Genomic DNA, 14900 nt, shown 5'->3' with positions numbered 1-14900 from the left:
ACATGAAGACACTAGGAAAATGGATAGTATCTGCCGTCGCGATTGCGGCTGTCGTTTTCATTCCGGTGATCGTTTTATACCTCGGCGAGAAACATGCCGATCAAAAAGGAACTCATTATAAAATAGCAGCTTGGGTGCAAATTGGTGGCCATATTTATTCTGGCTCAACCGTTCAGGCTTATCACTGCCCGGGCGTCCGCTATTTTCGCAATGTCACGGCTTCGGGGCGGTGTCGAATTCTGGGTGAAGCCTTGGCCGTGGACACACCTGATGGACGCGTCCTGTTCCTACTGAAATCGAGCGTAGCCGGCGACCCGTTGATTACAGGCAGTCCGGACATACTGGCCCGTAATATCGAGCAAGCCCTAAGCACCGATGGCGATCTTAAAGCCTATCTTGGGCCGCAATTGGCCATTTCCACGCCGCAAGGCGTCAGGACAATACGTACATCTGACATAGAGGTTGTCTCAATACATCTCACCCGAACATCTCTGCCCGTTCAATATGGTCAGATTCCTGCTGAGATAACGAAAAGCCTGCCTTCCGACATCAAACGATACGATCTAATCGCGCGACATTAATACTCGAAATTACTGGGCCGACATGACCACCGGGGTGGCCGCCCCGTTCGGATCGATCATCTGCCCGCGCCAGCGGCCGTCAGGCTCCTTGCGCAGGTCGAGACGGAACTGACCCTTGGCGGAGGCGGCCTGATAGTCGATCATCAGCCGGTCCTCGGCCTGAACCACGTCCGACACGAAGCCCGAGCGGTTCATACCGACCCCGCCCTGCAACGAGCGCCAGGCGCCCTCCAGCTTCTGAGCGCCCGCGCCGCGCAGGGCGAGAGAGACCAGTCTGTCTCCCGTCAGGGAACTAACCATCCAGTTGCCTTCCAGCGCGCTCATCTGGCTCTGACGGCTGGCCAGACCTGCGCGAATGCCGGAGTCGTAACGGGTTTCCGAACCGGTTTGCTGGCCTTCGTAATCGCGGCCATAGGCATCGACCTTGACGGCGACCAGCACCTTGTCCTTAACGGGCGCAACCTCTTTTACAGGTACGGGCGGCACATCCTGCGGCACCACCTTGGGTGCAACGGCGACCACCGGCGGCATAATCTGCGGCTCAGGTTTCGGTTCGGGCTTAAGATCGGCCTTCACCTCGGCAGCCTTTACCGGCAGGGGGGCCACGTCAGCGACCTGAATATCTTTTTTAGACTCTGGCTGATCGACCGGCTGAGGCGTCACATCGACCTTGGCCAAATCCACCTTTGGCTGGGGCGCGGCATCGGGCTTTACCGACGGCGTATAGGGGATGGGCGCCGATGGCAGATCCAGTTTCGGTTCCGGTTTGGGTGCCTCCACGTTATGTGCAACCGTCTGTACCGTCGGCTTCGGATCGGCCTCGAACAACTGGTTCACCGCCTTGTCGGCATCGGCGCTGAGGACCACGGCCTTCACCGGCGGCGAGGCCTTGGCGACCGGCTTGGGCGCAGGCTTTTCATCCGCCTTCGAGACCAGATTGCCCGTCTTGCGGTTGGCGTATTTCTCGTCCTTGTCCGGCGTCACATAGAGCGTGCCCTTGCTCGATGACGTGGCGACGACCTTTTCGTCATCCCTGGCCGCCGGTTTTTTGGTCGTGGCCTTGGCATCCGTCTTTTTCGTCGAGGATTTGTCGGCCACGACCTTTTTCGAGGCCGCATCGGCTTTTTTAGATCCAGATGCTTTGGACGACTTGGCGGTCGTCTTGTCGTCGTCGGACTTGCTCTTGCTGGCCATCGTCGATTTTTTGGCGGTGGTCTTGCTGCTGGCTTTCTCGACGGCTTTCTCGTCTTTTGAGGCAGGCTTTTTGGCAGTCGTCTTTTCGTCGGTCTTTTCGCGGAAGGGGGTCACCTTCTCCGTCGATTTTTTGGACTTGGCAGGCTTTTTCTGCGTCTCGGTCAGTTCATCGGCACGCGCATTGACCCTGGCTGCTGCCGCCGCGAACGCGCCCGGCGCCTGAAGCATCAGGATAGAGGCCAGAGCCGAAGACACCAGAAGGCGAAGAGACATCTTGTTCTGAATCACGCTGAAAACCACCCGCACTACAGTACCGAAACAAAGGCCGAGAAAGCCCGTTCCCCTAAAAGGCGAACAAACCTTAGATAAAACAGAAGGTAAGTAATGCATCTTAACTGGGGCCTAATTTGGACGCCAATCACCCTAAATAGCGAATTTGTGAATTGGCCACGCTGTCGCCAAAATGTTCGCGGTCGCAAAAAACCGCGCCGACAGGGGGTGCGGTCTGTTGACACATGCGCCTCAAGGTCTAAAAGACCCCCAAAGGCGCGGGAAATTTAACCTTTTCGACGCCAAATCAGGTTAAGCCTCCGGCGAACGTGTTCCACGTCAAGAGGGGCACGCCACACACCGGGTAATCAAGGCCATATAGAATGTCTCAGCCTCCCTCAAAGCCAACGGTCTATCGGCCGCTGTCGCCGCACCTTCAGGTGTGGAAATTCCATATCACCATGTTTACCTCGATCCTGCACCGGGCGACCGGTCTGGCGCTGGTCGTGGGCGCGGTTCTGGTCGCCGCGTGGCTGCTGGCCATCGGCCTGACGGCGTCGGGCTGCTGCCCGCAGGCCTATACGAGCTTCCTGACCTTTGCGGCGTCGCCCTTCGGTCTGTTCATCTGGTTCGGTCTGTCTCTGGCCGGATTCATCCATCTGACCGGCGGCATTCGCCACCTGATCTGGGATCTGGGGCTCGGTTTTCAGCTCAAGTCGGCCAACGCCCTGTCGTGGTGGGGCCTGCTGATCGGGATCGCCCTGACGATCGTCTTCTGGGTGGTTCTGTTCGCGACGGGCAAGGTGGTGCTGTAATGGTTGACTCGTATCTGAGAGAGCGGTCCTCGAAGGACTGGAAGAAATCGGAAAAACACGGCGCGGGCGAATGGCTGGCCGAGCGCTGGACTTCGGTGGCACTGATCGTTCTGACCGGCTGGGCGCTGTGGAGCGCCTACGGCCTGATGGGTCAAGGCTATGAAGCGGCTCTGGCCTTCGTCAAGGCCCCGGTGAATGCGGGCCTGCTGGCCCTGACCTTCATCATCACCGTGTGGCACACCCATATGGGCCTGACCGCCAATGTTCTGGACTATTTCCCGAACTCGCGCGCGCTGAAACTGATCAGCGCCCTCTTCTGCCTCGTTCTGCTCGTTGCGGCGCTTGGCGGCATCTTTCTGGCTTTTAAGGCGTAACCCATGACCTACAAGATCATCGAACACGAATATGACGTGGTGGTCGTGGGCGCCGGTGGCGCGGGCCTGCGCGCGGCGCTCGGCTGCGGCCAGTCAGGCCTCAAGACCGCCTGTATCACCAAGGTTTTCCCCACCCGTTCGCACACCGTCGCCGCTCAGGGTGGCGTCGCCGCAAGCTTGGGCAACATGTCCGAAGACAAGTGGCAGTGGCACATGTACGACACCGTCAAGGGGTCGGACTGGCTGGGCGATCAGGACGCCATCGAATACCTGGTCCGCAACGCGCCGGACGCGGTTTACGAGTTGGAACACTGGGGCGTGCCCTTCTCGCGCACCGAAGACGGCAAGATCTATCAGCGTCCGTTCGGCGGCATGACCAAGAACTTCGGCGAAGGCCCGGTGCAGCGCACCTGCGCCGCCGCCGACCGGACCGGCCACGCCATGTTGCACACGCTGTATGGTCAGTCGCTGAAAGAAGACGTCGAGTTCTTCATCGAATATTTCGCGCTCGACCTGATCATGGATGACGGCGTCTGCCGTGGCGTCACCTGCTGGAAGCTCGACGACGGCACGATCCACGTCTTCCGCGCCCACCTCGTCATTCTGGCGACCGGCGGTTATGGCCGCGCCTACTTCTCGGCGACCTCGGCCCACACCTGCACTGGCGACGGCGGCGGCATGGTCCTGCGCGCCGGTCTGCCCCTGCAAGACCTTGAGTTCGTTCAGTTCCACCCGACCGGCATCTATGGTTCGGGCTGCCTGATCACCGAAGGCGCGCGCGGCGAAGGCGGCTACCTGACCAATTCGGCAGGTGAGCGCTTCATGGAACGCTACGCCCCGTCGGCCAAGGACCTCGCCTCGCGCGACGTCGTGTCGCGTTCGATGACGATGGAAATCCGCGAAGGCCGCGGCGTCGGTCCGGACAAGGACCACATCTTCCTTCACCTCGACCACCTGCCGCCCGATCTGCTGCACAAGCGCCTGCCGGGTATCTCGGAATCGGCGAAGATCTTCGCCGGTGTCGACGTGACCAAGGAGCCGATCCCGGTCATCCCGACCGTCCACTATAATATGGGCGGCATTCCGACCAACTATCACGGCGAAGTCGTCACCCTGAAAGACGGCAATCCCGACGCCGTCGTGCCGGGCCTGATGGCCGTCGGCGAAGCGGCCTGCGTCTCGGTACACGGGGCCAACCGCCTCGGCTCGAACTCGCTGATCGACCTCGTGGTGTTCGGCCGCGCGGCGGGCAAGCGCGCCCCTGAGCTGGTCAAGGCCGGTGAGCCGCACAAGGACATCGGCAAGACCGCCGTCGAAGGCCATCTGGCGCGTCTGGACAAGTTCCGCACCGCTTCGGGTTCGACGCCGACCGCCGACCTGCGTCTGCGTATGCAGCGCGCCATGCAGGAAGACGCCGCCGTCTTCCGGACCGGCGAAACCCTGCAACAGGGCGTCAACCGTCTGGCCGAAATCTACACGGCGTCGTCGGACATCGGTATCAAGGACCGCGGCATGATCTGGAACACCGATCTGCTCGAAGCCCTTGAGTACGACAACCTGATCGGTCAGGCCGTCATCACCGTCAATTCGGCGCTCAACCGTCAGGAATCGCGCGGCGCCCACGCCCGCGAAGACTTCCCGAACCGCGACGACGATAAGTGGATGAAGCACACCCTGATGTGGCTCGACACCAAGACGGGCGCCGTGACCGCCGACTATCGTCCGGTCCATACCTATACGATGACCAATGACATCGCCTATATCGCGCCCAAGGCGCGAGTTTACTAAGGGGAGTATGAAACCATGGTTGAACTGACGCTCCCCAAACACTCGCAGATCAAGGCCGGCAAGCGCTACAAGGCGCCGTCGGGTGCGAAGAACGTCCGCGTGTACAAGATCTATCGCTTCGATCCGGAAACGGGCGAAAACCCGCGCTGGGACAAGTACGAGGTCGATTCCAAGGCCCACGGCCCGATGCTGCTCGACTCGCTGATCTATATCAAGAACAACATCGACTCGACGCTGTCGTTCCGCCGCTCGTGCCGCGAAGGTATCTGCGGTTCGTGCGCCATGAATATCGGCGGCCGCAACACCCTGGCCTGCACCAAGGGTCACGACGAATATAATGGCGAGATCACCATCGCGCCGCTGCCGCACATGCCGGTCGTCAAGGACCTCGTCCCCGATTTGAGCGGCTTCTACGCGCAGTACGCCTCGATCGAGCCCTATCTGCAATCGACGACGCCGGACCCGCAGAAGGAGCGCCTGCAAAGCCCCGCCAACCGCGACAAGCTGGACGGTCTTTACGAGTGCATCCTGTGCGCCTGCTGCTCGACCTCGTGCCCCAGCTACTGGTGGAATCAGGACAAGTATCTCGGCCCGGCCGCTCTGCTTCAGGCCTATCGCTGGGTCGCCGACTCGCGCGACGATCACACGAAACAGCGTCTGGAATCGCTCGAAGACCCCTTCAAGCTCTATCGCTGCCACACCATCATGAACTGCGCGCAGGTCTGCCCCAAGGGTCTCAACCCGGCCAAGGCGATCGCCGAGCTCAAGAAGATGATGCCCTCGAAGGGATAATTATCAGCATGGGGGAAACGGCGTTTCCCCCATGCGCCCCCTTCCGATATCGAAAAAATTTGCTAGAGACGGCTCGTCGCAAATTTTTGCTTTGTATCCTGAGAGCCGAAGCCTCGCTTCGGCTCTATGCTTTTGAAAGAGCCCCTCATGCCCAAGATCACCTATATCGAATCTAACGGTAAAACCCACGAGATCGAGGTCCGGACGGGCAATTCCGTCATGGAAGGGGCGATCAAGCACAATATCCCTGGCATCGACGCCGACTGCGGCGGGGCCTGCGCCTGTGCGACCTGCCACGTCTATGTCGATCCGGACTGGTTCGAGAAAACCGGCGGCCCGTCGGTCATGGAAGAGTCGATGCTCGATTTCGCGCAGGAGGTCGAACCCACTTCGCGCCTGTCGTGTCAGATTCGCGTCACCGAAGCCCTCGATGGCCTGATCGTGCGCCTGCCGGAAAACCAGCATTAAAGCGATATGCCGAAAAGTGTAAGCGGTTTTCGGCTACAATATCGCGACTAAACAAGAGATTAAAGCATATCGGGGGGACGCACGTGATAGGCAGTCAAGACAGAAGCCTGATAGTCCGGGCGGCCCGCAAGGCGTCAAGACTTCTGTCCTCCCTCACGCCCTCCGCGGGTAGTCCCCGTATCGCTCTGGTCGGGAACTGTCAGGCGCAGGCGCTTATCCCCATGTTGAAAGCCATGGTGCCGTCGGCCCATATTCTGGGGGCCGTATCGGTCGCCAGCTTTCCGCGTAATACCTATGCGAACCACGCCCGTCTAATCGATACGGCGGACATCGTACTCTCGCTCACGATCCACGATCAGTACCCCGTCGAATGGCTTCGCACCACCAATCTGCAGACGCTATGCGGCGATCGCCTGCACCTCATCCCGAACATGTATTTTCTCGGCTATACGCCCGACATGGTCTATCTTCACGCCGCTGGTTCGCGCCACGTCGTGCAGGGACCGATGACGGACTATCATCTGGCCTCGGTCATCCATGCCTATCAACAGGGCTGGTCGCCCGACCGGGCCGTCGCCCTGTTCTCTGACGACACCTTTTTCGAACGGAACTATGCCGGTGCCGCCGAACAGTCTCTGGCTGAAATGGTCAGGCGGGAAGCCCATCTTGAGGTCAGGATGGCCGACTATATCGCTGAGCATTACAAAAGCCGTCGCCTGTTTCACACGCTCAATCACCCCACCGCGCATCTGCTCGGCGTATTGGCTCACCGCATTCTCAGCCATCTTGGCATAGACCACTACGATATAAGCCAGGTGACGCAGGAGGATTATCTGTCGGATATCGTCAAAGCGCCACACCCCGCTGTCCACCGGATGCTGGGCCTGAACTTCGATAACCCCTCCGTCGATCGGGCCCATGTCCTGAAGCCCGACCATACGCCGGACCTGTATAGTCTGCGTTACTACACACCTCAGGAACTGGTCGAAGCCTATTATGCCGTCTATGACCGACATCGCGAGTTTATCATGGCCTATCAGACTCACATAAGCGCTTAAATGACGGTCACCTTTTCCCAATGGCTCGACGCCCTTAAACCCAAACCGCTGCCGGTGTCCGGCCTTGAGCGGATGCGCAGCGCGCTGGGGGCGTTTATCGGGATTTGTTTTACCGCGCTCACTTGCCTGTTGTTCGCCAGACAGACCGGTCTGTCACCCTGGCTGGTCGCCCCCGTTGGTGCCTCGGCGGTGCTGGTCTTCGCCGTCCCGGCCTCCCCTCTCGCCCAACCGTGGTCCGTGGTCGGCGGCAATACGGTGTCGGCCCTTATGGGGCTGATCTGCGCCAACCTCGTGCCCGATCCGGTCATCGCGGCCTCATTGGCCGTGTCTCTCGCCATCGCCGCCATGTTCGCTACCCGCAGCCTGCATCCGCCGGGCGGGGCCATGGCCTTGCTGGTCGTGCTGACCCACACGCAGAACCCGTGGTTCGCCCTGTTCCCGGCCTTTACCAATTCGCTGCTGCTGGTCGCCGTCGGCATCGCGTTCAATATGGTGGCCAAGCGCAACTACCCGCACATCGCCCCGGTTCCGCAGACCGAGGACAACCACCTCCGGCGCGTTACCCCCGGGGACATCGCTGCCGCGCTTGAGCAGATGGACACCGTCATCGACATCGCGCCCGACGATCTGGAAAAACTGCTGATCCTGTCGGAAACCCATGCCTATCAGCGCCTGATGGATCACATTCGCGCCCGCGATATCATGACGCCCGACCCGGTCCATGTAGAGTTCGGCACACCGTTGGAAGAGGTCATGGACATTCTGCGGACGCATGATTTCAAGCTCCTGCCGGTGACCGACAAGGCCCGCCGCGTTGTCGGCGTCATTACCCCCGACGATCTTCTGCGTCAGGCAGCCGGTACGCCCGCCACCCTGCGCGAGAACCTGAAGCAACTGGTTCGCCGCACGCCGTCACCGCATTCGCACAAGCCCGAAGTCGCCGGCCAGGTCATGACGACCCATTTCAGAACCGCGGACCATATGGCCGATGTCGCGACCCTGGTGCCCCTGTTTTCGGACAAGGGCCAGCACCACCTGCTGATCCTCGACGAGACCCGGCGCCTGACCGGTATCCTCAGCGCCTCGGACGTGATGCGGGCGGTCTATCACCGTCCGGCGGCCTGATTTAGGGAGATATTAAAGGCTCGCGGGTTAAGGTCATACATCTTCCGCCCCGACTTCCGCTCCCGGCCGGCTCCATGTTCCGCAATCTGCGCACCAAACTCCTGATCCTGTACGGCGGCGTGTTCAGCCTCGCCCTGCTGTTCCTTGGGCTGGCCGCGCAGTTTGCGATCATCGCCTACGCCAAGCAGAACGTACAGAACGAGATGGGCGCGGCGACCTCGGTCTTTACCCGGCTGTGGAGCCAGAAGTCCGAGGCGATCAAGACCAATGCCGAACTTCTGGCGCGCGATTTCGGTTTCAAGTCGGCGCTGGCCAATGGCGACTTGCCGACCGTGGCTTCGGCTTTCGACAATCTCCGCAGCCGGGTGCAGGCCGACGAAGGCCTGATCGTCGCCGTTGACGGGACGGTGCTGGCCGGGGCACAGAGTCCGATCGCCGCCAATATCGCCGCCATCGTTATGGACGCACAGCCCATCGAGGCGCGGACCGGCATCATCACCGTCAACGGGCAGGCCTATTCGACCGTCATCGCCCCGGTACTGGCGCCCGACCCTATGGGATGGGTCGTTTTCGCCCTGCGCGTCGATCGCGCGCAGATGAAAGGGCTTGAGACCCTGTCCTCGATCCCGCTGGATGCGGCGATCATTTCGCCCGATGCCAAAGGGATCTGGCGGTCGACATCCGGCGATCTTTCGGTCGAGGCGATCCGCGACCTGTCGGGTTTCGCGGCCCACCAGAAACAGCATACCCGGGCCGAGATCGTACCCGGCACGCAGGGCCAGATCATCGCCGTTGCGACCGCCCTGCCCGGCCTGAACGAGGCTCAGCCCAGCCTCCTGCTCCTGTCCTATCCGTTGAACAAGGCTCTGAGTTCATACCAGACCCTGCTGTTCATCCTCATGGGGCTGGGCGGCCTGACCCTGTGCGCGGTGATTCTGGCCAGCCTGTTTCTGGCGCGGACCCTGACGCGTCCGATCCTGATGCTCAATCACGCCGCCGAAAAGCTGAAGGCCGGGGAAACCGAACTGGTCACCCTGCATTCGAAAGATGAGATCGCCGACCTTGCGGCCACCTTCAACGCCATGGCCGTGTCGATCCATGAGCGCGAACAGCGCATTCTGCATATGGCGCGGCACGATCTGACGACAGACCTGCCCAATCGCGCGGCGCTGGAAGACCGCATTGGTGCCCTGACGGACGAGGGCGGACGCCCGCTGATCTATGCCATCGGGGTGGAACGCTTCAGCCATATCCGGTCGATCTGGGGTATGAAGACCTCGAACGGCGTCATCAATGCGTTGTCCGATCTTTTGCGCGACCTCGATCCCGACGCCTTGATCGGGCGGCTGGGGCCCGACGTTATCGGCATGGTCCTGCCCCGTCCGGAGGACACCTTCCAGTTCGATCTGGCGCCGGACTTCGCCGCGACCCTTGTACAGAAGCTCGACGCCCGCGTCTCCATCGACGATCAGATGGTCGATATCGGCGTCGTCATCGGCTACGATCCGGTGCCTCAGACGGGGCAAACCGCCGCCGAATATATCGAAAAGGCGCTGATTGCCCTCGATCAGGCGCGCACCGCCAAGGTCAAGACCGCCGCGTTCGATCCCAAGACCTATGACGAGCTGGCCGACAACGTGCTGCTGACCGATGAACTGCATTCGGCGCTCGATAACGAAGACCTGATGACCTTCTATCAGCCGAAATACGATTACCGGCTGGGGCGCGTCACCGCTGCCGAAGCGCTGGTGCGCTGGGACCACGCCACGCGCGGCATGGTCTCGCCGCAGCGCTTCGTCCTGCTGGCCGAAGAAACCGGTTTTATCCGCGATCTGACGCTTCTGGTGCTGAAAAACACCCTGCGCGATCAGGCCTATCTGAAATCGCTCGGCTTCGACATCGCCATGAGCGTCAACTATTCGGGCCGCCTGCTGACCGACCGCGACTATACCGAACAGACCCTGGCCATCTGCGCGCAGGCCACCGGCAAGCTCTGCCTTGAAATCACTGAAACCGCCGTCATCGAAGACCCGACGGTCGGTCTGGCCGCCATCGAACGCTTCGTCGCCGCCGGGATCGAGGTATCGCTCGACGACTTCGGCACCGGCCTGTCGTCGCTGTCCTATCTGAAAATGATCCCGGCGCAGGAACTTAAGATCGACCGCTCCTTCATCATGGAGATGGAAAAGGGCCAGCGCGAACGGCTTCTGGTCGCCGCGACGATCAATCTGGCGCACGGGCTCGGCATGAAGGTCACCGCCGAAGGCGTGGAAGACGATACGGCCCTGGCGCTTCTGGCCGGAATGGGTTGTGACATGGCGCAGGGCTACGGGATTGCCCGCCCCATGCCGATCGATGCGCTGGAAGTCTGGTTGCGCGCCTGTGAGGCGCAGCCGCGCAAATACGACGCGCTCACGGCACAATAGTTGCGAACCCGGGTCCGGGTCTTAGGGGACGCATGCTTGTCGCGAAAAACCGGGTGCCACTTTTTCGCAGCATGCTCTAATATCGCCATAATTCTCATCAAAATGAACATTGTTCAATTTTTGAGAGATACGTCATGAACGACTTCCCCAAATCTCCGATGAAGGTCAGCCGGTCCAAGGGGACTAAGCTGCTCGTCGTCTGCGTCCTGGCGGTGCTGATGGCTATTCCCGCCCTGCTCGTCTTTGCGCTCCTCATGGAACGCACCCATCGCGCCGAAGGCGTCGCGCGCGAGATCGGCAGCCAGATGGGGGGCGAACAGGTCTTCCTCGGTCCGGTCATTCAGGTGCCCTATGCCATCGCCCCCCGCCTCTCGACCGACGAGAAGGGCAACCGCATCACCCTGCCGCAGGAAACCGGCCACCTGATCGTCTTCCCGGCCAAAGGTCTGGCCAAGGTCGCGACCAAAAGCGAGGTCCGCTCGCGCTCGATCTTTCGCGTACCGGTGTACGAGGCCAGTCTCAAATTCAATGCCAGCTTCGACCTGAAAGACGTCGCGGCCAGCCACCCCGGCGCGGTACTGATGTGGGACAAGGCGCAGTTGCTCACCGGCGCTTCGGATTCGCGCGGTGCCCGCAAGGACATCGTCGCCCATATCAATGGCCTGGCGACGACCGTTGCCCCGGCCGGGGCCGGGGCGCCCGGCGTGACCCCCGACGGGCAGGATCTCGACCTGTTTGCCGCAGGCTTGGGCACGCTTGACCCCAATGCAAACCTGACCGTCGATGTCGATATGGTCTTCACCGGTTCGGAAAAGATCGGCATCCTGGCCTATGGCAAATCGTCGGAGACCACCGTCACGGGCGACTGGCCGTACCCGTCCTTCGGCGGCGGCTTCCTGCCCGCGACACGCGATACGTCGAAAACAGGCTTTACGGCCAACTGGTCCGTACCGTTCATCGCGCGAGGCTTGCCCGCCGTCATCGACCGGGACCAGCTGGCCTCGCTGGGTAAGTCCGAGCTGTCGGTGACCTTCGTCGAGCCGACCAATCCGTACCAAAGCGTCGGACGGTCGCTGAAATACGCCATGCTGTTCGTCGGCCTCGTCTTCCTGACCTATTTCCTGTTCGAAAGCACCTCGAAGAAGGAGCTGCACCCGGCGCAATATATTCTGGTCGGGCTTGCGCAGATCACCTTCTATCTGCTGCTGTTATCGTTCGCCGAACGCATCGGGTTCGACGCCGCTTTCTTCGTCGCAGCAGGAGCGACCGTGCTGCTGATCGCCGGCTATGCCGGTCTGGTCTTCCACTCGAAATGGCGCTTTGCGGCCGCCATGGGTGTGTTCAGCGGATTATACGGTCTGATCTATATACTGATGCGCATGGAAGACTACGCCCTACTGGTCGGCGCGGTCTCGGCCTTCCTCGTCATCGCGGCGGTGATGATCCTGACACGGAATATCAACTGGTACGGGACGAAGGAGTCCTAAGCCATACCCAGTATCTTCTTCGCCTGGGCGAAGGTCTCCGCCGTCAGGCCGAGCGCCTTCGCTTCGGGCGGCAGGTCGGCGACAGGCGCTTCGGGCTCTTCCTGAGGCGCCTCGGTCGTCACCTCTTCCGGGAGGGGGGCCTTGACCGGGTCTTCGTGGCCGACCCCGCTCTGACGCGGCAGATGGATGGCGAAGGTCGCGCCCGACGACGGCTCGGACTCCAGCGTGATCCAGCCCTCGTGCAGTTCGACCAGCGCCTTGACCAGAGCCAGACCAAGACCCGGCCCGCCGCGTTCACGTCCGACGAAACGATCGAAGATGTGGGCCTGCGTATGATAGGGAATACCGCGCCCGGTATAGCCGATTTCCAGCGTCAGGGTATCGCCGTCCTTGCGGCTGCGGATGGCGACCTGCCCTTCCTGAGCGGCGTTGCGCAGAGCGTAGTCGAGCAGATGATCGAGCACCTGCCCCAGACGCGCCTGATCGGCCCGCACCAGCGCCGTGGTATCGAGGCCCGTATAGTCGAAGCGAATGCCTTTGGCGCTCAGAGTATCGGCCTGACGCCCCAGCGCCGCGGCCACCGTGCGCGACAGGTTGAATTCCGACAGCGACATCGACATTTCACCGGCATCGATCTGCGCCATGTCGAGCACGTCGTCGATCGAGCGCGCCAGAACCGAGGCGGCGGCCTGAATGGCGTTAAGGTAGTTGCGGTTGCGCGCCTCGATCGGATCGGCTTCGGCAGCATTGGCCTGACGCTGCAACAGGTCGGCATAACCCACGATGGTCGTCAGCGGCGTCCGTAGCTCGTAGGAGACATTGGCGACGAAGTCGCGTTTCAGGCGCACCGACTCGGTCAGGGCCAGATCGCGCTGCTCGATGGCCTGCTCCAGCGCCCGACGGGTAGTGATGTCGCTGAACGCCACCAGAGTCGCACCATCGGGCAGGGGCTGGGTCCGCCATTGCGCCAGTCGCCCGTCGGAGGTCTTGACCTCGCCTGTTTGCGGGGCGCGGGCGACCGGATCGGTGTCGGTGACGCGGGCTTTCAGTTCGCTCCAGAAACCGCGGTCGTGGACCAGCGGGATGCACAGTTCGGCCATCTGGGCAAAGTCGATATTGGCCACCATATCCTCGGCCGACAGCGCCCAGAACTTGTCGAAGGCCGCGTTGCGCAGACGCAGACGCCCGTCCGAGCCGAAGACCGAGACGGCGTCGTTGAGCTGATCGAGGGTGGCGCGCTGAACCTGAATCAGGGAGTTGAACTGCGCCTTGAGTTTCAGTTCGCCCGTCTTGTCGGAAAACAGCAGCAGCAGCCCGCCCAGCGGGTGCGGCTGACGCACGACGCGCAAGGACCGCCCGTTCGGCAGCGACCACATCTCGTCCGGGGCCGCTTCGGTCAGGCCATAGAATTCCAGTTCCTGCGCTTTCCACTGGGTGAAATCCGAGGTTTCCGGCAATTTGCGCTTCTGACGCAGGCGTTCCAGCAGTTCGCCGTGCGTGGGGCGCTCGGCCAGCCACGCCGGTTCCAGATCCCACAGGGTCTCGAACGCGCTGTTATGGAAGGTCAGGCGTTTTTCCGGACCGAAGATGGCGACGGCGTCTTCGAGGCGATCCAGCGTCTCGTCGTGGGCCTTGGCGTGGCGCTTGAGCGCTTCGCGGCTTTCTTCGGCCTCGGTCACATCGATGGCGTAGGCGCAGACATAGGTATCGGACAGGGGCTCGGCGATGATCTGAAAGGCCCGGCGCTGACCCTCGATGGTCAGCCAGCGGAAGCCTTCGCGACGGATATTCTGTTCGCCCGCCTCGGTGACCAGTGCATCGGTCGAACGGTCGAGCCCCAGATGGTCGGCGCGGGCCTGCTCCAGACTTTGCGCCTCGACGGCGCTGAGCCAGGCGTGGTTGGCCCACACCAGCTGTCCGTCGCGCACGACCCAGCACGGCGTCGGCAGTCGATTGGCCATCTGGGCGAACGGTCCCGATGACAGCGACGTCCGGGCCGAGGCAATGGCCAGACGCACCCACGCGGTAGCGCCCGACGACCGGCCTTCGACCACAAGGGTCATGCCCTTGGGCTGCGCCGAGACCAGCCCGCCCGAGGCTTCGGCAAACACCTCGAAACGGCAGGATTTCCCTTCGGCGATCAGGGCCTTGAGCGCGTCCGCCGCCTCTTTGGACGTGGCGGCCAGGGCTTCGATGACCAGCGGCGCGGCGCCTGAGTCCGGGACCGCGATCCGCAGCGCGCCCGCGACGGTCGTGAGCGTCTCTTCACCCCAGACGAGGCGCACCGTATCGCCTTCGATGGCCAGAAAGGCTTCGTCGAAGGCGGAGGTCGCGGCGTCCAGCTCGCCCAGAACCGTATGCTGCACATCGAGGCGGCTGCGGAAACCCTCGCTCAGACCCGTCAGTCTGGCGCGCATCCGCCATGCCAGCACGGTGGTCGAAAACGCCAGGGCCGTCGCCCCCGCCGCAGCGGCAAATGCAATGGTTGCAACCGTCATGGTGTCGCCTAAAACGAATCAGTT

12 protein-coding genes are annotated in these 14900 nt (G+C 61.8%); 10 read left to right on the top strand and 2 right to left on the bottom strand.

Annotation, left to right across the window (positions count from 1 at the left end):
- The first annotated feature begins 2 nt into the window (after positions 1–2).
- A complete protein-coding gene (locus PQU92_RS04990; RefSeq protein WP_272747106.1) occupies positions 3–581 on the top strand; it encodes a hypothetical protein in 579 nt (192 codons plus the stop codon).
- A gap of 9 nt (positions 582–590) precedes the next feature.
- Here PQU92_RS04990 and PQU92_RS04985 read toward each other — a convergent pair whose 3' ends face one another.
- Positions 591–2048 (bottom strand): hypothetical protein, encoded by a 1458-nt coding sequence (locus tag PQU92_RS04985; protein ID WP_272747105.1) that lies wholly within the window; start codon positions 2046–2048, stop codon positions 591–593.
- A gap of 380 nt (positions 2049–2428) precedes the next feature.
- Between PQU92_RS04985 and sdhC the strand changes: the two genes are divergently transcribed.
- From sdhC to creD, 9 genes are all read left to right on the top strand, one after another.
- The gene (gene sdhC / locus PQU92_RS04980) at positions 2429–2860 is read left to right on the top strand and encodes a succinate dehydrogenase, cytochrome b556 subunit (RefSeq protein WP_272747104.1); all 432 of its coding nucleotides are present in this window, start codon (positions 2429–2431) and stop codon (positions 2858–2860) included.
- On the top strand, positions 2860–3234 hold the full coding sequence (gene sdhD / locus PQU92_RS04975; protein ID WP_272747103.1) for a succinate dehydrogenase, hydrophobic membrane anchor protein: 375 nt from the start codon (positions 2860–2862) through the stop codon (positions 3232–3234). The genes sdhC and sdhD overlap by 1 nt, the downstream gene beginning before the upstream one ends.
- Positions 3235–3237: 3 nt before the next feature.
- Positions 3238–5022 (top strand): succinate dehydrogenase flavoprotein subunit, encoded by a 1785-nt coding sequence (gene sdhA / locus PQU92_RS04970; RefSeq protein ID WP_272747102.1) that lies wholly within the window; start codon positions 3238–3240, stop codon positions 5020–5022.
- 15 nt (positions 5023–5037) lie between these two features.
- The gene (locus PQU92_RS04965) at positions 5038–5814 is read left to right on the top strand and encodes a succinate dehydrogenase iron-sulfur subunit (RefSeq protein ID WP_272747101.1); all 777 of its coding nucleotides are present in this window, start codon (positions 5038–5040) and stop codon (positions 5812–5814) included.
- Between the two features lie 147 nt (positions 5815–5961).
- Positions 5962–6282 (top strand): 2Fe-2S iron-sulfur cluster-binding protein, encoded by a 321-nt coding sequence (locus PQU92_RS04960; protein ID WP_272747100.1) that lies wholly within the window; start codon positions 5962–5964, stop codon positions 6280–6282.
- On the top strand, positions 6216–7340 hold the full coding sequence (locus tag PQU92_RS04955; RefSeq protein WP_368407095.1) for a WcbI family polysaccharide biosynthesis putative acetyltransferase: 1125 nt from the start codon (positions 6216–6218) through the stop codon (positions 7338–7340). Before PQU92_RS04960 ends, PQU92_RS04955 begins: the two co-directional genes overlap by 67 nt.
- The gene (locus tag PQU92_RS04950; protein WP_272747098.1) at positions 7341–8465 is read left to right on the top strand and encodes an HPP family protein; all 1125 of its coding nucleotides are present in this window, start codon (positions 7341–7343) and stop codon (positions 8463–8465) included.
- Positions 8466–8539: 74 nt separating this feature from the next.
- Entirely contained in the window at positions 8540–10891 is a 2352-nt protein-coding gene (locus tag PQU92_RS04945; RefSeq protein ID WP_272747097.1) for a putative bifunctional diguanylate cyclase/phosphodiesterase, read from the top strand.
- Positions 10892–11025: 134 nt separating this feature from the next.
- Positions 11026–12378, top strand: a complete 1353-nt coding sequence (creD, locus tag PQU92_RS04940) for a cell envelope integrity protein CreD (protein WP_272747096.1) — start codon at positions 11026–11028, stop codon at positions 12376–12378.
- On the opposite strand, the gene PQU92_RS04935 is transcribed toward creD, so the two are convergent.
- Positions 12375–14876 (bottom strand): PAS domain-containing sensor histidine kinase, encoded by a 2502-nt coding sequence (locus PQU92_RS04935; RefSeq protein WP_272747095.1) that lies wholly within the window; start codon positions 14874–14876, stop codon positions 12375–12377. The two genes, creD and PQU92_RS04935, sit on opposite strands and share 4 nt — an antisense overlap.
- Positions 14877–14900: the final 24 nt, after the last annotated feature.

Origin of the sequence: Asticcacaulis aquaticus (assembly GCF_028550415.1) — a bacterium.
Classification (GTDB): Bacteria; Pseudomonadota; Alphaproteobacteria; order Caulobacterales; family Caulobacteraceae; genus Asticcacaulis; species Asticcacaulis aquaticus.
The sequence above is the reverse complement of the archived record's forward strand: the minus strand, read 5'-3'. Positions and strand labels throughout refer to the sequence as shown.